Source organism: Streptomyces sp. SYP-A7185 (genome assembly GCF_046103685.1).
In the GTDB taxonomy this organism is placed as follows: Bacteria; Actinomycetota; Actinomycetes; order Streptomycetales; family Streptomycetaceae; genus Streptomyces.
Genome location: NZ_CP122310.1, coordinates 2,455,724 through 2,474,408, shown reverse-complemented (window position 1 = coordinate 2,474,408; position 18,685 = coordinate 2,455,724). Strand labels below are relative to the sequence as shown.

Below are 18,685 nucleotides of genomic sequence, written 5' to 3'. Positions count from 1 at the left end.
GATCGCCACGTCGGTGTGCGAGTGCGGCCGCAACCGCAGCGCGGTCGGGCACGGGAAGGCGCTCGCCCTCATCGACGACCACACCGCCCACCGCGATCACTGCCCCCTCCGCGCTCCCCAGGAAGGGACGAACGCAGCATGACCAGCACCACCGAAACCACACCCATCGACGGTGCCGCACTACTCGACGAGGTCGAAGCGTTCCACCGACGCTTCAACATCTTCCCTCGGGAGGCCGCCTACGTCGCCGTCACGCTCTGGGACGCACACGCCCACCTGATCGACGCGTTCGACTCCACCCCGCGCATCGCCTTCCTCTCCCCGGAGCCCGGCTCCGGGAAGAGCAGGGCACTGGAGATCGTCGAAACGCTCGTGCCCAACCGGATGGTCGCTGCGCAGGCCTCCGCGTCCGCCATGTTCCGGTCCGTCGCTGGCGATGAACGCCCCACGATCCTCTTCGACGAGGTCGACACCGTGTTCGGGCCCAAGGCGGGGGACAACGAGCCGCTGCGCGGGTTCCTGAACGCCGGACATCGCCGCGGCGTTGGAATGTGGCGCTGCGTCGGAGACGGGGCCAACCAGACTGTGCAGGAGTTCTCTTCGTACTGCGCGGTCGCCATGGCCGGGCTCGGCTCGCTGCCGGACACGATCCTGACCCGCTCGATCATCGTGAGGATGCGAAAGCGCGCCCCCAACGAGGCGATCGAGCCCTACCGTCGGCGCGTGCACGAGCGCCAGGGCAACGCGCTACGGGACTCCCTCGCACAGTGGGCCGACACCGTGCGCGAGAGCCTCCAAGATGCCTGGCCGGCCATGCCCGAGGGAGTGACCGATCGCCCCGCCGACGTGTGGGAACCCCTGCTCGCCGTCGCGGACGCGGCAGGCGGGGACTGGCCCGAGCGGGCACGGGCCGCCTGCATCGATCTCGTCATCACCGCCAGGGAAGAAGACAAAGCCTCCCTCGGCGTGCAGCTCCTTACAGACCTGCGGGACCGCGTGTTCTGCGGAGCCGACCGGATGGCCACCGCCGACATCATCAAGGCGCTCTTCGCCATCGACGACGCCCCCTGGGGCGATCTGGACGGCAACGGCAAAGCCCTCACCCCGCGTGTGCTGTCCAAGATGCTCGGGGAGTACGTCACGGCCGACAACAAGACCATCCGGCCTCGCTCGATCCGCACGCCGTTGGGTGTCCCGAAGGGCTACTACGCGGAAGATCTCGCCGACGCGTGGCTTCGCTACTGCCCCCCACCCCCCGGGAAGTCCGCTACAGCCGCTACATCCGCTACACCGCAGGTCAGCGGGGGTGAAAACGTAGCGGAAGAGCTTCCCGGCATCCGCTACATCTCCGCGGAAGCCGCTACCTCCGCCGCAGCCCACCGCAGCGCGTAGCGCCGCCTATCCGCTACATCCCGCCCATCCGCTACAGAAAACAGGCCCCTGACCTGGCCTGTAGCGGATGTAGCGGATGTAGCGGACCTGGGAGGGAGGGCGGTAGGCCCTCTCCACTCGTCTGTCCCGCTCTGCTCAAGGAGTTCCCCCATGGCAGTCACGCGCGCCGTAGATCTCGCTGAGGAGCCCAACCCACTGATGAGTACCGCTGCCCCGCCTGAGCAAGTCCTGTATCGCCCGGAGGAGGCCGCAAAGGTTCTCCGTATCGGGCGGTCGCTGGTGTATGAGGAGATCCGCCTAGGGCGACTCCAGACCGTCCGGATCGGCCGGCGGCGGCTCGTTCCGCCTGAGTACGTCACGGCGTATATCGACCTCCTCAAGCGGGAGGCAGAGGAAGCCGCGTAGTCGCCAAGTCCGAATCAACGAGGAGGGGCCCGCCCAAGGCGTGCCCCTCCTGCCTGCGAGAGAGGCGTGCGGGAATGTCCAATGAGGTCCGGCGACGCAAGGCCGGCAACGGAGAGGACTCGATCTATTGGGACAAGACAAAGGAGCGATACATCGGCGCCGTCTCGCTGGGATACACACCGGCAGGTAAACGCAAGCGCCCCAAAGTCTCAGGCAAGACCAAGACCGAAGTGCGGCGCAAGCTCCGGGAGCTCAAGAAGGAGCTGGAGGCCGCGGGCGGCCGCAAGGTGCCCGCCAACTACACGGTCGCGCAAGCCGTGCATGACTGGCTAGACCAGGGGCTCAGAGGGCGTGAAATCGGCAGCATCGAGACGTACCGGAGCCTGACTGACGTGCACATCGTCCCCGCTCTAGGGCAAGCCAAGCTGCGCGAGTTGGAAGCTGACGACGTGGATGAATGGCTTGCGAGCAAGACGGACGTACTGGCTACACAGTCGCTGCGGATGGTGCATTCGGTGCTGCGACGCTCCATCAGCCACGCACAGCGCCGGGGGAAGGCCGCCCGGAACGTGGCTGAGTGGGTAGAGGTCCCCGATGGGCGCCCTGGGCGGCCAAGCAAGTCGCTCTCCCTTGAGCAGGCTTCGGCAGTCCTCCAGGCCAAGACCGGGACGTGGATTCACGTGTACGTCGTCCTCTCCCTCTTGGTGGGAGTCCGCACCGAGGAGGCCCGTCCCCTCACGTGGGCGCACGTACATACGGCTCCGAAGGATGGCGCCAAGCCCCACGTGGACGTCTGGAGGTCCGTGCGGCGAAGCGGCGACACGAAGACCCGAAAAAGCCGTCGTTCCCTGGCCATGCCGCGCGCCGTCGTGCCCGTGCTCGATGCTCATAGGGCTCGACAACAGGCAGCCTGCAAGGCTGCCGAAGTGGAGTGGGACCCGAATGGTCTGGTCTTCCCCTCCGAATCGGGGGAGACGCGGACAGCTTTGAATGTCCGGCGCAACTTTCGCCTTCTGCTCAAGGACGCGGGGTTCGCCAATCCGAAGGAGTGGACTCCGCGTGAGACACGCACATCCTTCGTGTCTCTGCTCTCCGACCACGGCCTGAGCATCGACGTCATCGCACGGCTTGTGGGGCACAGCGGAAGCAGCACCACAGAGCGCGTCTATCGGAAACAGCTTCGTCCCGTGATCACCGAGGGCGCTGAAGCGATGGACCAGATCTTCGACCACAGCCCCTCCAGCAGCGATGGGGGAGTGGCCGAGCCGTCCTAGCTTTCTCGCAGTGGCTCCCTGTCTGGCTCCCCACAGGTCGATTCGCCCATCGGAGAACCGGGTTGACCTGCGACGATATGGTGCTCCGGCGCTTACGGTCGACTTAAGGGAGCCCTCAGACTCCGCTCAGGTCGCGCCCGAATTGCCCCTGGGAAGCCCGTCGGCTCCGGCCTCACCGCACCCAGCGGTACCGGCGCTCCGGGCGGCCCGTGCCGCCGTAGCGCAGGGTCACCTCGGCGCGGCCCGTGTCCGTGAAGAACTCCAGGTAGCGGCGGGCGCTGACGCGGGAGAGGGCTCCCCGCTCGGCGCACTCCGAGGCGGAGAGGCCTTCCGGGTGGGCGCGCAGGGTCTGTTCGACCAGGTCCGCGGTATGGGCGGCCAGGCCCTTCGGGAGCTCGCGGGAGCCGGGCGGGCGGGTGCCGAAGATCTGGTCGACGTCCTCCTGACGCGCCTCGTCCAGACCGTCCAGACGCGCCCGCACCGCCGCCACGTGCAGCAACTGCTCCCGCAACGCCGCCTGGTTGAACGGCTTGATCAGATAGTGCAGGGCCCCGGCCCGCAGCGCCGCCCGCACGATCTCCGCGTCCCGCGCGGCCGTGATGAACAGCGCGTCCAGCGGCTGCCGGTCCCGGTCGCGCTCCTCCACGGCACGCAACTCCCGTAGCACCGCGATGCCGTCCATATCGGGCAGATAGATGTCGAGCAGGATCAGATCCGGGCGCAGCCGCTCCACCGCCGCCAGCGCCTGAGCGCCGCTGTGCGCCACTCCCACCACCGCGAATCCGTCCACCGCGGACACATGGCGGCTGTGCAGTTTGGCGACCATGAAGTCGTCGTCCACGACCAGCACCCTTGTCATCGCCGCAGGCTATGGGCGCGACCACAACGACCACAACGTCCGTTGATTCCGGAAGAGAGACAGCTTCTTAACGCGCAGGCAACATGTGGGCCACCTCACAGATGACCTCCCCCTCGGATCCCCACCCGGATTCTCCCTCGGATTCCCACCCGGATTCCCCTTCGGATCCCGCCCGGATCCCGCCCGGACCCCCGGGAACCGACTCCGTACCGACCACATCTCCGTACCGACTACATACCGACAGGTGGTGGCACACGTGCGTCTGCGCACACCCCTTGCCCTGCTCGGGGCCGCGCTGCTCGTGCTCGCAGGGCCGCCCCTGCTCTCGACGGGCAGCGGCGCCGAGACCGGCACACAGATCCCCGGCCTGCGCCTCATGGTCCCCAACACCCCGGGCGGCGGCTACGACATCACCGCCCGCACCGCGGCGAAGAACGCCGAGGACGCCGGCCTCACCCACAACATCGAGGTGTTCAACCTCCCCGGAGCGGGCGGCACCGTCGGTCTCAGCCGCCTCGTCGGCGAACACGGCAACGGCAAGCTCGCGATGTCCATGGGCCTCGGCGTCGTCGGCGCCGCACGCTCCAACGACTCGGCCAAGACCCTCGCCGACACCACCCCGATCGCCCGCCTCACCGAGGAGCCGGACGTCGTCGTGGTCGCCAAGGACTCCCCGTACAAGACCATCGGGCAGCTCGTCGACGCCTGGAAGAAGAGCCCCGGCAAGCTGCCCGTCGGCGGCGGCTCGTCCCCCGGCGGACCCGACCACCTCGCCCCGATGCTGATGGCCCGCGCCGCCGGGATCGAACCGAAGAAGGTCAACTACGTCCCCTTCGACGGCGGCGGCGAACTGCTCGCCTCCATCCTCGGCAAGAAGGTCGCCTTCGGCGTCTCGGGCGTCGGCGAGTACCTCGACCAGATCAAGTCGGGCGAGCTGCGCCTCCTGGCGACCACCGGACTCGAGCGGGTCAAGGGCCTGGACGGCCCGACCCTCAAGGAGTCCGGCTACGACGTGAACTTCACCAACTGGCGCGGCATCGTCGCCCCGCCCGGCCTCTCCGACGCGGAACGCAAGAAACTCACCGGCCTGGTCACGAAGCTCCACGACTCCCCCCAGTGGCGCGCGTCCCTCAAGACCAACCGCTGGGACGACGCCTTCCTCACCGGTGACAAGTTCGGTGACTTCCTCGCCGCCCAGGACAAGAGCGTGGTCTCCGTGCTGAAGGAGCTGGGACTGTGACGACGACGACCACCACCGGCACCACCCCGCCCGAGGAGCGCGGGAACAGCCGCCGCGCCTGGCTGCGCGAGCACTCCGAACTCGGCGTGTGCGTCATGCTGCTCGCCCTCGGCGTGCTCGTCCTCACCGACGCGCTCACCATGGACGTCGAGATCGCCCAGCGCGGCCCCATCGGCCCCAAGACGGTCCCGGTCGCCGTCGGCATCGGCCTCCTCGTCGTCGCCGTCATCCTCGCGATCGACGTCCTGCGCGGCGGCCGCGGCGAAGCCGAGGGCGGCGAGGACATCGACCTGTCCGAACCCGCCGACTGGCGGACCGTGCTGCTCCTCGCCGGAGTCTTCCTCGGCGCCGCCGTCCTCATCGAGCCGCTCGGCTTCCCCGTCGCGGGCGCCCTGCTCTTCTGGGGCGCGGCGTACGCCCTGGGCAGCCGCCATCTCGACCGCGACCCGCTCATCGCGGCAGGGCTCTCCCTGCTCACGTACGTCGTCTTCAACAACCTGCTCGGGGTGCCGCTGCCCGGCGGGCCGCTGATGGGAGTGCTGTGACATGAACGCCTTCAACTCCCTGATGGACGGCTTCGGCACGGCCCTCACCCCCATGAACCTGCTCTGGGCCGCCATCGGCGTGCTCCTGGGCACCGCGATCGGCGTCCTGCCCGGCATCGGCCCCGCGATGGCGGTGGCACTCCTGCTCCCCGTGACGTACGGCCTGGAGCCGACCGGCGCGTTCATCATGTTCGCGGGCATCTACTACGGAGCGATGTTCGGCGGCTCGACGACGTCGATCCTCCTCAACACCCCCGGAGAGAGCGCCGCCGTCGTCGCGGCCATGGAAGGCAACCCGATGGCCAAGGCGGGACGCGGCGCACAGGCGCTCGCGGCCGCGGCCATCGGGCACTTCGCGGGCGGCATCATCGGCACGATCCTCCTCGTGGCCCTCGCGCCCACCGTCGCCGACCTCGCCGTCGACATCGGGGCGCCCGACTACTTCGCCATCATGGTCCTCGCGTTCATCGCGGTGACGTCGGTGCTCGGCTCCTCCCGCGTACGAGGCCTCGCCTCGCTGCTCATCGGCCTGACCCTCGGCCTCGTGGGCCTGGACCAGATGACCGGGCAGCAGCGTCTGACCTTCGGCTCGCTCCAGCTCGCCGACGGCATCGACGTGGTGATCGTCGCGGTCGGACTCTTCGCCATCGGCGAGGCCCTGTGGGTCGCGGCCCATCTGCGGCGCACCAGCGGCGAGGCGATCCCCGTCGGCCGCCCCTGGCTCGGCAAGGCCGACGTGAAGCGCACCTGGAAGTCCTGGCTGCGCGGCCCGCTCATCGGCTTCCCGTTCGGCGCGATCCCCGCGGGCGGCGCGGAGATCCCCACCTTCCTCTCCTACGTCACCGAGAAGCGCCTGTCCAAGCACAAGGACGAGTGGGGCAAGGGCGCGATCGAGGGCGTCGCGGGCCCCGAGTCGGCGTCCTCGGCGTCGGCGGCCGGCACCCTCGTCTCCATGCTGACGCTCGGGCTGCCCACGACCGCCGTGGCCGCGGTGATGCTGGCCGCCTTCCAGCAGTACGGGATCCAGCCGGGCCCGCTGCTCTTCGAACGCGAACCGGACCTGGTGTGGGGCCTGATCGCCTCGCTCTTCGTCGGGATGGTCCTGCTCCTGGCCCTGAACCTGCCGCTGGCCCCGGTCTGGGCGAAGCTGCTGCGCATCCCGCGGCCCTACCTCTACGCGGGCATCCTCTTCTTCGCGGCGGTCGGCGCGTACGCGGTGGGCGGCGAGGCGCTCGACCTGGTGATCCTCCTGATCATCGGCCTCATCGGCTTCGGCATGCGCCGCTACGGACTGCCGATCCTGCCCGCCGTCATCGGCGTCATCCTCGGCCCGAACGCCGAGCAGCAGCTGCGCCGCGCCCTCCAGATCAGCGACGGCAGCGTCAGCGGTCTGGTCGACACGCCCTTCTCCATCACGGTGTACGTGATCATCGCGCTGATCGTGCTGTGGCCGCTCCTGAAGAAACTGCTGGTGCGGGGCAGGAGGAGTGACGTAGACGTAAAGGCATGACCCAGCTCCCGCCCGACGCCGTGCCCTCCGATGCCGTGCCGTCCGATGCCGTCCGCCCCGCCACCCCCGCCGACGTCCCCGCCGTGCGGGCGGTGACGGACGCGGCGTACCGCCCGTACATCGAGCGCATCGGTGTCGTGCCCGTCCCGATGGAGGCGGACCACGCGGCGGACGTGGCGGCGGGGCGGGTGTTCGTCACCGGGGATCCGGTGGTGGGCGTCCTGGTCCTGGTCCCGTACGAGGACCATCTCTTCCTGGACAGCGTGGCGGTCCACCCCGAGGCGGCCGGCCGGGGGGTGGGCCGGCGCCTGCTCGCCTTCGTGGACGAGCGGGCGCGGTCACTGGGGCTCGGTGAGATCAGGCTCTACACGAACGCGATGATGTGGGAGAACCAGAAGATCTACCCGCGCTACGGCTACGCGATGGTGGAGCGCAGGGTGGACGGCCCCTACGACCGCTTCCACTACCGGAAGACCCTCTAGCCGGCGCCGCGTGCCGTGCAGCGTCTCATGTCCCTGTCCCGCGGCCCCCGGGTCTCATCCGTCGGGCCACCAGGTCCGCTGGATGTCCTTGCGGACCTCGGGGCGCTCGCGAGGCCGTTCCCGCTCCTCGGACTCGAACTTCTCCCGGATCCGCCGATTGGTGGGCTTCCCGACGGTCTTGTGCACGGTCACACGGCGCATGGCTGCCTCCCTGTACTACCGATGTCCAAGGTGGGACGTCGGTAGACCTCTGCCGGGAGGGTTTCTCATCGAAGTTGGATTGTCAGTGGCGAGTGTCACCATCGCCGGATGACGATCGACTGGGATATCGAGGCGGCCACGTTTGACGACGAGCCGGACCACGGGCTGCGGGACGCGCAGGTGCGGGACGCGTGGGCGCGGCGCCTGCGGGACTGGCTGCCCGAGGCCCCGGGCGACCTTCTTGACCTGGGCTGCGGCACCGGAAGCCTGTCCCTGCTGGCCGCCGAGCGGGGGCATCGCGTCACGGGCGTGGACCTGTCCCCGAACATGGTGGAGCTGGCCCGCGCGAAGCTGGCGGGGCACGCGGCGGAGTTCCTGGTGGGGGACGCGGGCGCGCCGCCGGTGGCCGGGCGCCGCTTCGACGTGATTCTGGCGCGGCACGTGCTGTGGGCGCTGCCGGAGCTCGAGGAGACCCTGCGGCACTGGTGCGGGCTGCTGCGGCCGGGCGGACGCCTGGTCCTGGTGGAGGGGGTGTGGGGCACGGAGAACCCCACCGGGATCCCGGCCGAGCGGCTGGTCGGCGCGCTGACCCCGGTGGCCGCCCGGCTGCACACCGAGCGCCTGTCGGGGGACGAGCGGCTGTGGGGCAAGCGGGTGGAGGACGAGAGGTACGCGGTGGTCGCGGTCCTGTCCGAGACCCCCGTCCGCCACGCTGAGGTGGTGGACGTCCACCTCATCCTCCGCCGGGGCGACGAGGTGCTGCTGGCCCGCCGCGCCAACACCGGGTACGGCGACGGGCTGTTCAACCTCCCCTCCGGCCACGTCGAACCCGGCGAGGACGTCCGCGCGGCGGTGATCCGCGAGGCCCGCGAGGAGATCGGCCTGACCCTCACGCCCGCCGACGTCAGCGCCGAACTGGTCCTCCAGCACCGGGGCCCGGGCGAGCCCGCCCGCATCGGCTGGTTCTTCGAGGCGGAGCACGGAGCGGGCGGCACCCCTTTCAACGCGGAGCCCGACAAGTGCTCCGAACTGAGCTGGCACAAGGCGACCGAACTCCCGGCCGACATGGTGGCGTACTGCCGCGCAGCACTGGAGTCCTGGCACAAGGGAGACCACTTCGCCCTCCACTGGCAAAACGAAAACGACACGGTGCGCCACACACCGGGTGGACCCGACCGCACGGTGGCCCTCTGACCGGGGAGCAGCCGCCGGGTATGCGCGGCGGGGGCGTGAGCGGCTGCGGCCCCGGCACCGGTGGTCCCTCCTCTCCCGGGAGCGGCATCCGTTCGCGGGAGAGGGGGAGTCGGTGGTCGGGGTGGGGTGATTCGGGTTGTTCTATGGGGCGTTCACGTGAGTGGCGGGGTGGGGAGGGAGGGTTTTGGTGTGGGCCAGGTGTTCCAGTTCGGACAGGGCGGCCAGGGCCTGGGTCGCCGCGTCGGGGTCGCGGTCCGCGAGGCCGCTCTCGGCGAACTCGTCCTCGTCCAGGCGCAGGACCGTCGCGCCGTCCGCCGAACACCACAGGTCCAGGTCCAGGTCCTCCACGGTCAGCGTGGAGCCTTCCCGCACCGCGGGCCGCGTCACGTCGCAGTACCAGCCCTTCAGGACGCCCGTGGAGGTGCGGACCTCCTTCACCGCGTACCACCGGTCACGCCAGTAGTGCTCCGTGAAGACGTCCCCCGGCTCGAAGCGCACGAAGCCGAAGTCCCGCACCCCGGCGGCCGCCCACGGCGCACGGACGGTCACCACCGTGCCGTCGTCCGCGAGGACCTCCGCCGGGTAGCGGATCTTCGTGCGGCCCGCCTTCGTCAGGACGACGTCCACCTTCTCTACCGGCCGCCCGTCAGCCGAGCTCTCGGACATGGCGTACCTCCGTCGCGCAGATCTCGTAACCGAACCACTTGTTGATCGCCAGCATCGGCCCGTTGCCCGCGTCGTTGCCGGTGAAGGCCTCCCGGTGACCGGCGGCCCGCGCCCGGTGCAGGGAGTCGTTCTTGGCGAGCTTGGCCAGACCGCGCCCGCGGAACGCGCGCCCCGTACCGGTCATGCCGCTCGCGTACCGCCCCGCGTCGTCCGTGCGGGCCAGGGTGAAGGCGGCCGGAACGCCGTCCACCACCGCCACCGAGGTCAGCTCGCGGTCGACCAGGGGGTGGTTCCAGGTCTCGGCGAGCCAGTGCGCGTAGTCCGTGAACTCCGCTCCCACGTCGCCCGGTTCGTCCGCCACGGTCTCCGCGTCCAGCTCGAAGAGCGCGCGCGGATCATCCCCGTACGACGCTCCCGTACGCAACTCCACGCCCTCCGGCGGCTCGTGGCGGGCCGGCAGCGTGCCCTCCGCCAGGTCCAGGCGGAGGAAATGGGCCGAGCGGCTCGCGCGGTAGCCGCGTGCGGCGGCGAAGGCGAGGTTCGCGGGCCCGTCGAGCACCCAGGAGAAGACGGTGCCGACCCCCTCGGCGGCCAGATGCTCCTCCGCGGTGCGCAGGATCAGCGAACCGGCGCCGAGCCCGCGCCGCTCCGGGAGCACGTAGACGTTGGCGAAGCCCTGGCCCGGCTCGGGGCTGTCGTGGGCGACGCCCACCTGCGCCGTGCCGATGATCTCCCCGTCGGTCTCGGCGACCAACTGGCGGTAGCGGGCGCGGGGATGGGCGTGCGCCAGGTCGAACCGGACCGATTCGGCGGTGGCGAGCATGGCGGGCACGCAGGCGCGGCGCACGGCGGCGAAGGCCTCGGCGTCCGGTGCGGCACCGGGGCGCAGGGCGCGGACTAGGACGGTCATGGACGCGCACGCTACGCGCGGAGCGTGTCCGGGTGCCTCTTATTTTCCGGGGGTGCGGGACAATCGCCGCGTGACGTTGAAGATCGAGATCGAGAGTGACGGCGGCGCGGGCGCCGGAGGTACGGGCGCCGGGGGTGTGCCGCCCTACGAGCAGGTGCGGACCCAGATCGCCGAGCAGGCGCGGGGCGGGACGCTGCCCGTGGGGTACAAACTGCCGACCGTGCGGGGGCTCGCGCAGGACCTTGGGCTCGCGGCCAACACGGTGGCCAAGGCGTACCGGGCGCTTGAGGCGGACGGGGTGATCGAGACGCGCGGGCGGCACGGGACGTTCGTGGCGGCCGCCGGTGACGCGGCGGCGCGCGAGGCCTCGGCCGCCGCCCAGGCCTTCGCCGAACGCGCCCGACGGCTCGGTCTCTCCGAGGCAGGAGCTCTCGCCGCCGCACGGGACGCGCTGCGCGCGGCCTACGGCGACTCGGGCTGACTCCACCGCCCCCCCTCCAGACCCCCGGCGGGACCTCGCGGCTACAGGTAGAGCCCCGCGTCCGCGCCCTCGCGGGGGTCAGGGACCGAGGTGGGGGACGTGCCGCGCCGCAGCGCGTACAGCTCGGCCAGGGTCGCGCCCTCGCGGGAGACGCCCTTCTCCGTGCCGAGCCACTGCACGGACTCGGCCCGGGTCAGGTTTCCGACCTCGATCCGGGCCAGGCAGCGGCCGGGCCTGACCACCGCCGGGTGGAGGCGCTCCAGGTCTTCGTTCGTGGTGACGCCGACCAGGACGTTGCGGCCCTGCCCGAGCAGTCCGTCCGTCAGGTTCAGCAGCCGCGACAGCGCCTGGCCCGCGGTGTGCTTGGCCTCGCCGCGGATCAGCTCGTCGCAGTCCTCCAGGAGGAGCAGCCGCCAGCGGCCCTTGGACGTGCCGTCGTCCTCGCCGATCGCGATGTCCATCAGATAGCCGACGTCGCTGAACAGCCGCTCCGGATCCAGGACGCAGTCCACCTGGCACCAGTCGCGCCAGGACCGCGCGAGCGTCCGCAGCGCCGACGTCTTGCCCGTGCCCGGCGGGCCGTGCAGCAGCAGGAGGCGGCCCGAGATGTCCTCGGGGGTCGTCTTCATCAGGGAGTCCATGGCCTCGGCGACCGGCGCGGTGTAGTTCTCCCGCACCTCCTCCCACGTACCGGCGGCGATCTGCCGCGTGGTGCGGTGCGGGCCGCGCCGTGGCGACACGTACCAGAACCCCATGGTCACGTTGTCCGGCTGCGGCTCCGGCTCGTCCTGCGCGCCGTCCGTCGCCTGCTTCAGGACCTTCTGGGCCAGGTCGGCGCTGGTCGCCGTGACCGTGACGTCCGCGCCGCGGTTCCAGCGCGAGACCAGGAGCGTCCACCCCTCGCCCTCGGCGAGCGTCGCGCTGCGGTCGTCGTCGCGGGCCGCGCGCAGCACCTTCGCGCCCGGCGGGAGCAGCGTGCAGCCGGACTTGACGCGGTCGATGTTGGAGCTGTGCGAGAAGGGCTGCTCGCCGGTGGCGAAACGGCCGAGGAAGAGGGCGTCCACGACATCCGACGGAGAGTCGCTGTCGTCGACGTTGAGCCGGATCGGCAGGGCGTCCTGGGGGTTCGCAGACATGCCGCCATGATCCGGCACGCACGTGCCCTCGTGCATCCCGGTTTACGTACTCCGCCGTACTCCGTTCAGGTGCGGGAGGGTTTCAGGGTGTCCCGTGGCAAACCTGTGGCGCGGAACCCGTGTCACCGGCAACCCCCGTGGATAGGCTTGTCCTTGATGGGACGTCATGGGTGGAATTCGGGGGCACAGCGGTGGCGGCTCACCGCCCTGCTCGGCGTTGCCCTGGTCGCGCTGGCCCTGATCCTGACCGTCGTCACCACGCTGCCCGACGACGACACGGGAACCGAGGGCACCACGCGCGACGGGGACAAGGTGCACGGCACCCCCGCCGTCCCGCCGGGCGAGGCGAAGCCCGCCGTCGGCTGGGGCTTCACCCACACCCAGTACAGCGCGGACGAGGGCGACGACGCCGTCACGCGCCGCGCCGAGGAGATGCTCGCGGACCACCCGCGCCCGCTGCCGCAGATCCAGCACATCATGGGCTGGGGCGCGAGCAACCCCGAGCCGGTCCGCGGGCGTTACGACTTCGCCGCGATGGACCGCCGGATGGACTTCATCCGGGCCACCGACGGCACGCCGGTCGTCACCCTGTGCTGCTCCCCGGACTGGATGAAGGGCGGCAAGCCCGGCGCGGACAACACCGACTGGAGCCAGCAGGCCCTGGAGACCGCCCCGGAGCGCGCCCACTACAAGGACTTCGCCAAGCTGGCCGCGACCGTCGCCAAACGCTATCCGGACGTCCGCCACTTCATCGTCTGGAACGAATTCAAGGGCTTCTGGAACAGCGAGGAGGCCCGCTGGGACTACGAGGGCTACACCGAGCTCTACAACCTGGTCTACAAGGCGCTCAAGAAGGTCGACAAGGACATCATGGTCGGCGGCCCGTACCTCGTCATGGACAGCGTCGACCCGCGCCAGAGCGAAGGCGCGTCCACGAAGGTCGAGGGCCCCTGGGGCCGCCTGGACCAGCGGGTCCTCGACGCCTTCGACTACTGGAACAAGAACAAGGCGGGCGCGGACTTCGTCGTCGTGGACGGCTCCAGCTACACCGTCGACGACGAGATGCTCACCGACGAGTTCAAGGCCACCGACAAGCTCACGGCCGTCGGCGAGTGGGTGCGGGAGCGGACCGGCGACCTGCCGCTGTGGTGGGCCGAGTACTACGTGGAACCGGGCGACGCCGACGACAACCGCGACGACTGGTCCGAGCCGCACCGCGTGGCCGTCCACGCCGCGGGGCTGATGGCGATGGTCCGCGGCGGCGCGAGCAGCGGTTTCTACTGGAACCCGCAGAAGGAGGGCGAGCGCTGCGCGGGCTGCCTGTGGCGCTCCACCCAACTCGACGACGGCGGCACGGAGCTGCCGATGCTGAAGATGCTCTCCCGGTTCAGCGACGCCTTCCCGCCCGGCACGGAGTACGAGAAGGTCTCCGTCGCCGCCGACGACGTACCGAACGTCCGCGTCCTGGCGAGCAAGGAGACCGTCCTCGTCGTGAACACCCTCGACCGCTCGATCGACGCGAAGGTCGACGGACAGCGGTTCACGATGAAGGGGTACGAGGTGAGGTGGCTGAAGCGCTGATCCGCGCCGGCCACCTCCTCCCTCCCCGGACCGTCACGCCATCGTCAGGAACCGCTGGACCAGCGAGGCGAGCAGCACCGCGAGCAGCGGCAGCGAGAACCAGAAGCTGCTCTGGAGCCAGCGCAGCTGCCGCACGCTCGGCTCCACCGCCACCCGCACGATCTCCCGGGTGACCAGCAGCAGGATCAGGGCGATCGCCGCCAGCGCGCCGACCACCGACCAGGGCGTCCAGGTCACCTGCGGTCCGATCGGGCCCGGGGCGGCCTTCTCGATCTTGCCGTCCGGCCGCTCGCGCAGCGCGTAGAGGGTCGCGTCGTCGTTCGTGAAGACCTTCTTCAGCTCCCGGCGGTCGTCGAGATGCGTCATCAGCCGCGTGTCCCACGTCCTGGAGTAGCCCACGTCCATCTGGAGATAGACCGTCTGACTCTTGTTGATCAGCAGATACGACTGCGGGCCCGCGTCCTTGAGCGCCTTCACCAGGCCGGAGACCAGGACCGGGTCGGCCGGGGCGAGGGTGGGGACGTACTGCACCTTCTCCATGTCGCGGGTGCCCCACGGCAGCGCGGGCGTCACGTTGTTCAGCGTGTCGTCGCTCATCCACAGCAGCCGCACGGTCGGGTCGTCGTGCGCGTACACGTACTCCATCGCGGCGACCTCGCCGCCCCGGGTCCGCTCGAAGGGCTCGTTGCCCCAGCGCGCCACCAGGAAGCCGCCCATCAGGACGAGTCCCGCGAGAAGCGCGGCGATCGGCGCCAGACTGACCCGGTCGCGGTCCCGCTCCTTGGCGGTGATGCCCGCGCGCGGGAACAGCGCGAGACCGGCGAGGAGCGCGGCGCCGGGCAGCGCGAACATGAAGACGCGCAGCGCCATCTCGCCGCCGTACGACTGCATGCCGAAGCCCAGGAACGGGACGAAGGTCAGGACGAGCAGCGAGCGTTCCGTGTACTTGTGGTCGCGCCGCCGCCACCAGCCCCAGCAGGCCAGCGCCATCACGCCGCCGGCGAGCGCCACGCGCGCGTAGAGCACGAGCTGGTGGGTCGAGCTGCCGCCCTCGATGCGGCCGGACACCGACGACGAGACGTTGCCGCCGACGCCGCCGATGCCGCCGAACAGCTCGTCGAAGTGCCCCGACCAGTACGGCTCCGCGAGGAAGCCGAGCCAGACGGCGACGAACACCGCGAACAGGATCGGCAGGCCGCGCAGCTCCGAGCGGCCCACCAGGACGAGCACGGTCAGGACGCCGAGCATCACGAACGGCGTGAGCTGGTGCGCCGGGACCGTCGCCGCGAACAGGGCGATCAGGACCGCGAGCAGCACCGCGCGCTGGCGCCGGTCCGCCGGTTCGACCTCCAGCTCGCCGGGCCGGCGCTTGGCCCACAGCACGTGGGGAGCGCGGAACCACACGAGCAGCACCGCGACGAACACCAGATAGAGCAGGTACGTGAAGCCCTGCGGGGAGAAGTAGTCCTGGCCGACCCAGCCGCTCAGCGCGAAGATCCACAGCCCGGCCCACTTGGCGCGCCAGGACGCCCGCAGGGAGCGCACCAGCAGCATCATCGGCGCGAGGTAGAGCAGTTGCATGGCCAGCGGCCACCAGCGGATCACCTCGGTCATGTCCGAGACGCCGCAGGCCTTGGCCACGAACGTGGCCGCCGCGAAGAACCCGGGCCAGCTCCAGCGCGCGTCCAGGTCGGGCACCGCGGTGCCGGTCCTGTCGATGTACTCCATGAAGCCCAGGTGCTGCCAGGCCGTCGCGAACCGCGGCACCTCCTCGATGACGGCGGGCAGGGCGTGCAGGCACACCACCGTGACGAGCAGCGTCACCGGGAGCAGGGTCTTGTGCGGCCGCTCCGTCCACAGCAGCGAGGCGAAGACGACGACGAGCAACGCGGCCCCCAGCAGGGTCGGCTCGGGCAGGATCGAGATGAGCCCGAGCCCGCCCATGGTGTCCAGGTCCGCCTCGGTGAGGCCCAGGACCGGCAGCCAGTAGAGGCCGAGCGCGACGGCGAGGAGCAGCGCCAGGCAGGCGGCCCGGCGGCGGGGGAGCGGGTCGCGCGCGGGAGCGGGCTGCCCGGGCGGTGCCTGTGGCACGCGGGCGTCGGTGCCCGGCTCCTCGGCGGGCGCGGTGACGGCCTCGGACACCGAGGGGGGCATCGCAGTGGCCGGTCCCGGCTCGGGCTTCGGCCCCGCCTCCGGCTCCAGGTCCGGCGTCGCCACCGGCTCCGGCTCGGGCTTCGGCTTCGTCTCCGACGGCCCCGGCGGGGTTCTCAGCGCCCACGTCGGCCGGTGCTCCATCGGGTCCCCCTCGACGCCCTCGTCCCCCGTGCCCGCGGCCTCCCCGGCGGCGGGCGTCCCCGAAGCGACCCTGCCGGTCACCCGCGTCCCGAACGCGGGCGTCCCGGGGCCCGGACGCACGTCGGGCCTGCGCTCCGGATGTTCAAAGTCGGTCAGCACCGCCAGTTGCAGCGTGTCCGAGTCCAGCGACTCCCGCAGCGCCCAGGCGGGGCCGCGCCGCTCCTTCTTCTGCCCCGGCTCCCGCGCGGCGGGCACGGGCGGTGCGTCGGCCGGCCCCAGGTCCGCGAGGTCGCCGTCCGGCGCCCGCCCGTCGTCCGGCTCCGGCGAGGGCACCCCGCGCGCCACCCGGTACAGCTTCGGGGCCGCGATCGCCACGATCACCGCGAGGCTGCAGATCTCGGCGACGCCCGCCCCCGTCAGACCCATCCGCGGCAGCAGGATCAGCGTCAGGCCGAGCACCAGGACGCACAGCAGGCCTTGCAGCCAGGCGATCCCCGACGTACGGCTCTGGGCGCGCTGCACCGCGAAGTACGTCTCCATGACGACCCGCAGCGCGGCGCCCACCGCGAACCAGCGCAGCAGCGGTGTCGCCGCGTCGGCGTACCCCTGGCCGAACACCCCCAGGACCCAGGGCGCGCAGACGAACAGCAGGCCGCACACCGGCAGCATGATGCGCGCCATGCGCAGCAGCGCGGCCCGGGTGTTCGCCGCGAGCCGCGCCGGGTCGTGCGCGCCCTCGACGGTCAGCGAGGCGCCCATGTTGATGGCGAGCAGGTTGACCGTGCCGCCGATGGTGGTGGTGATGTAGAAGTACGCGTTGTCGACCGAGCTGACCTGCGAGGCGACGATCACCGGCACGAGGTAGACCACGGCGAGCGAGAACAGCGAGCCCGTGTAGTCGCCGGCCAGGAAGCGCCCCATCTCGCGCAGCGTCGGCGGCTGCGCCTTGTCCCGGGTGGCCTTCACGTGGCGCGGCACCAGGCGCCGGAAGACCAGCCAGCCCAGCGGGACGACCGACATGGCGATCGCGGCGACCCACGACACGAAGACGCCCGCCGTCGGGATCGCCGCGGCGATCGCGATCAGCAGGCCCAGCTTGACCACCGAGAAGATCGTGTTGCCGACCGGCACCCACAGCGCGCTGCGCAGCCCCGTCAGCACCCCGTCCTGAAGGGTCAGCAGCGACCAGGCGACGACCGCGGCGACGAAGCCGAGGCCGTTCAGCGGGCCGTGCAGGAACTTGTACGAAGGCCCCCACAGGTCGAGCGTGAACAGGAAGACCAGCGCGGCGCACGCGACGACCAGGGAACTGCCCGCGTACGTACGGAAGATGAGCTTGCCCGTGGCGCGCCCCGCGACCGGTATGAAGCGGGCGAGCGCCCCCATCAGGGTGAGGGCGGTGAGCCCCGCGAGGAACTTCATGGCGGCGATCGCCGCCGAGCCCTGGCCGACCGCCGCCTCGGAGTAGTACCGGGCGGCGGCCAGCCAGAAGCCGAGGCCGAGCACGCCGGAGATGCCGGTGTTCAGCATCAGGGCGTAGGCGTTGCGGAACAGCGGGCTGCCGCCGCCGGAGCCGCCGCCCCTGCCGGGCAGCCGCAGTCTGCGCGGCCTGCCGGACTTCCCGGACGGCGGCTGCTGTTCGGTGGGCGCGGACCCAGCGACGTCTGCCTGGGCGGTCGACGTGTCAGACACGGGTACGAGTTGCCTTCCGGCGGGCCTGGCGGACTCTGCGGACGACGGCGTACCCCTTGGTGAGGGCACAGTCCTTCGCGAAATTACGGGTGATCGCGCGGCCCTCGACGAGCCGCTCGAACTCCTCGATGCCGGTGGAGCGGCGCACGGTCACCCGTTGCAGGGCGTACGGCCCCTGGGTGCGCCGGGCGAGGCCGTTGTTGACGGCGAGCGACTGGGCGAACCCGGCACCGCGCACCGCCCGGCGCACCCGGCGGCTCGAATAGCCGTACGGATACGCGAAGGAGGTGGGGCGGGTGCCGAGTTCGTCGGTGACGATCTCCTTGCAGCGCAGCAGTTCGAACCAGAGGTCGTCGTCGGCCAGTTGGTCGAGCTGCGGATGCGTGTGGCTGTGCCCGCCGATCTCCGTGCCCGACGCCGCCAGTTCCCGCACCTGGTCCCAGTCGAGCATCACGTCGAGCCCGCCGCCGGTGTCGTGCGCTCCTCGCAGCCAGCCGGTGGAGACGAAGAGCGTCGACGCGAAGCCGTGCTTGGCGAGCACGGGCAGCGCGTGCCGGTGCACGCCCTCGTACCCGTCGTCGAAGGTGATCAGGACGGGCTTGTGCGGCAGCGCGCGGCCGGGCGTACGCCAGACCGCAGCGAGGCCCGCCGTGCTGAGCGGCGTGAAACCCCGCTCGCCGAGCAGCTCGAGCTGCTCGGCGAAGGCCTCCGGTGCGACCGACAACTCCCGTGTCTCCTGCGTCGGTTCATGCGCGATCGAATGGTACATCAGTATCGGCACGGGCTCGTTCATGGCGGCCCCCCCTCGGCCGGTCGGTGCCG

General features: G+C 71.0%; 17 protein-coding genes. 10 read left to right on the top strand and 7 right to left on the bottom strand.

The window, feature by feature from the left end:
* Positions 1-138 precede the first annotated feature (138 nt).
* The 3 genes from QBL25_RS10795 (at position 139) to xerC (ending at position 3,071) form a co-directional block, all read left to right on the top strand.
* Positions 139-1,392, top strand: coding sequence for a DUF3631 domain-containing protein (locus QBL25_RS10795; protein WP_409056802.1), 1,254 nt, complete (start codon positions 139-141; stop codon positions 1,390-1,392).
* A 150-nt stretch (positions 1,393-1,542) separates the two neighbouring features.
* Complete coding sequence (locus tag QBL25_RS10790; protein WP_409056801.1) at positions 1,543-1,797, top strand: helix-turn-helix domain-containing protein; 255 nt, start codon at positions 1,543-1,545, stop codon at positions 1,795-1,797.
* 74 nt (positions 1,798-1,871) lie between these two features.
* Positions 1,872-3,071, top strand: coding sequence for a tyrosine recombinase XerC (xerC, locus tag QBL25_RS10785; protein ID WP_409056800.1), 1,200 nt, complete (start codon positions 1,872-1,874; stop codon positions 3,069-3,071).
* A 172-nt stretch (positions 3,072-3,243) separates the two neighbouring features.
* On the opposite strand, the gene QBL25_RS10780 is transcribed toward xerC, so the two are convergent.
* Complete coding sequence (locus tag QBL25_RS10780; RefSeq protein WP_409056799.1) at positions 3,244-3,930, bottom strand: response regulator; 687 nt, start codon at positions 3,928-3,930, stop codon at positions 3,244-3,246.
* Positions 3,931-4,186: 256 nt separating this feature from the next.
* Here QBL25_RS10780 and QBL25_RS10775 point away from each other — a divergent pair, with 256 nt between their 5' ends.
* From QBL25_RS10775 to QBL25_RS10760, 4 genes are read left to right on the top strand one after another with little or no spacing between them, the layout of a single operon-like run.
* Positions 4,187-5,170 carry a Bug family tripartite tricarboxylate transporter substrate binding protein gene (locus QBL25_RS10775; protein ID WP_409062607.1) on the top strand — a complete coding sequence of 328 codons (984 nt, stop codon included), beginning with the start codon at positions 4,187-4,189 and terminating at the stop codon, positions 5,168-5,170.
* Positions 5,167-5,715, top strand: coding sequence for a tripartite tricarboxylate transporter TctB family protein (locus QBL25_RS10770; RefSeq protein ID WP_409056798.1), 549 nt, complete (start codon positions 5,167-5,169; stop codon positions 5,713-5,715). Before QBL25_RS10775 ends, QBL25_RS10770 begins: the two co-directional genes overlap by 4 nt.
* Position 5,716: 1 nt before the next feature.
* Entirely contained in the window at positions 5,717-7,225 is a 1,509-nt protein-coding gene (locus QBL25_RS10765) for a tripartite tricarboxylate transporter permease (RefSeq protein WP_409056797.1), read from the top strand.
* Positions 7,222-7,707, top strand: coding sequence for a GNAT family N-acetyltransferase (locus QBL25_RS10760; RefSeq protein ID WP_409056796.1), 486 nt, complete (start codon positions 7,222-7,224; stop codon positions 7,705-7,707). The genes QBL25_RS10765 and QBL25_RS10760 overlap by 4 nt, the downstream gene beginning before the upstream one ends.
* Before the next feature lie 54 nt (positions 7,708-7,761).
* Here QBL25_RS10760 and QBL25_RS10755 read toward each other — a convergent pair whose 3' ends face one another.
* Positions 7,762-7,908, bottom strand: a complete 147-nt coding sequence (locus QBL25_RS10755) for a hypothetical protein (RefSeq protein WP_409056795.1) — start codon at positions 7,906-7,908, stop codon at positions 7,762-7,764.
* A gap of 108 nt (positions 7,909-8,016) precedes the next feature.
* Between QBL25_RS10755 and QBL25_RS10750 the strand changes: the two genes are divergently transcribed.
* Positions 8,017-9,102, top strand: a complete 1,086-nt coding sequence (locus tag QBL25_RS10750) for a methyltransferase domain-containing protein (protein ID WP_409056794.1) — start codon at positions 8,017-8,019, stop codon at positions 9,100-9,102.
* 141 nt (positions 9,103-9,243) lie between these two features.
* Here QBL25_RS10750 and QBL25_RS10745 read toward each other — a convergent pair whose 3' ends face one another.
* Positions 9,244-9,768 (bottom strand): DUF402 domain-containing protein, encoded by a 525-nt coding sequence (locus QBL25_RS10745; RefSeq protein ID WP_409056793.1) that lies wholly within the window; start codon positions 9,766-9,768, stop codon positions 9,244-9,246.
* Complete coding sequence (locus QBL25_RS10740) at positions 9,749-10,678, bottom strand: GNAT family N-acetyltransferase (protein WP_409056792.1); 930 nt, start codon at positions 10,676-10,678, stop codon at positions 9,749-9,751. Before QBL25_RS10740 ends, QBL25_RS10745 begins: the two co-directional genes overlap by 20 nt.
* 70 nt (positions 10,679-10,748) lie before the next feature.
* Between QBL25_RS10740 and QBL25_RS10735 the strand changes: the two genes are divergently transcribed.
* Positions 10,749-11,159: a GntR family transcriptional regulator gene (locus QBL25_RS10735; protein ID WP_409056791.1), complete on the top strand. Its 411-nt coding sequence runs from the start codon at positions 10,749-10,751 to the stop codon at positions 11,157-11,159.
* Between the two features lie 41 nt (positions 11,160-11,200).
* Here QBL25_RS10735 and QBL25_RS10730 read toward each other — a convergent pair whose 3' ends face one another.
* Entirely contained in the window at positions 11,201-12,295 is a 1,095-nt protein-coding gene (locus QBL25_RS10730; RefSeq protein ID WP_409056790.1) for a DUF5925 domain-containing protein, read from the bottom strand.
* Positions 12,296-12,451: 156 nt separating this feature from the next.
* Here QBL25_RS10730 and QBL25_RS10725 point away from each other — a divergent pair, with 156 nt between their 5' ends.
* Positions 12,452-13,876, top strand: coding sequence for a GH39 family glycosyl hydrolase (locus QBL25_RS10725; RefSeq protein ID WP_409056789.1), 1,425 nt, complete (start codon positions 12,452-12,454; stop codon positions 13,874-13,876).
* A gap of 33 nt (positions 13,877-13,909) precedes the next feature.
* Here QBL25_RS10725 and QBL25_RS10720 read toward each other — a convergent pair whose 3' ends face one another.
* Both QBL25_RS10720 and QBL25_RS10715 read right to left on the bottom strand, forming a co-directional pair.
* The gene (locus QBL25_RS10720; RefSeq protein WP_409056788.1) at positions 13,910-17,863 is read right to left on the bottom strand and encodes a lipopolysaccharide biosynthesis protein; all 3,954 of its coding nucleotides are present in this window, start codon (positions 17,861-17,863) and stop codon (positions 13,910-13,912) included.
* Positions 17,856-18,656 carry a polysaccharide deacetylase family protein gene (locus QBL25_RS10715; protein ID WP_409056787.1) on the bottom strand — a complete coding sequence of 267 codons (801 nt, stop codon included), beginning with the start codon at positions 18,654-18,656 and terminating at the stop codon, positions 17,856-17,858. Before QBL25_RS10715 ends, QBL25_RS10720 begins: the two co-directional genes overlap by 8 nt.
* Between the last annotated feature and the right edge of the window lie 29 nt (positions 18,657-18,685).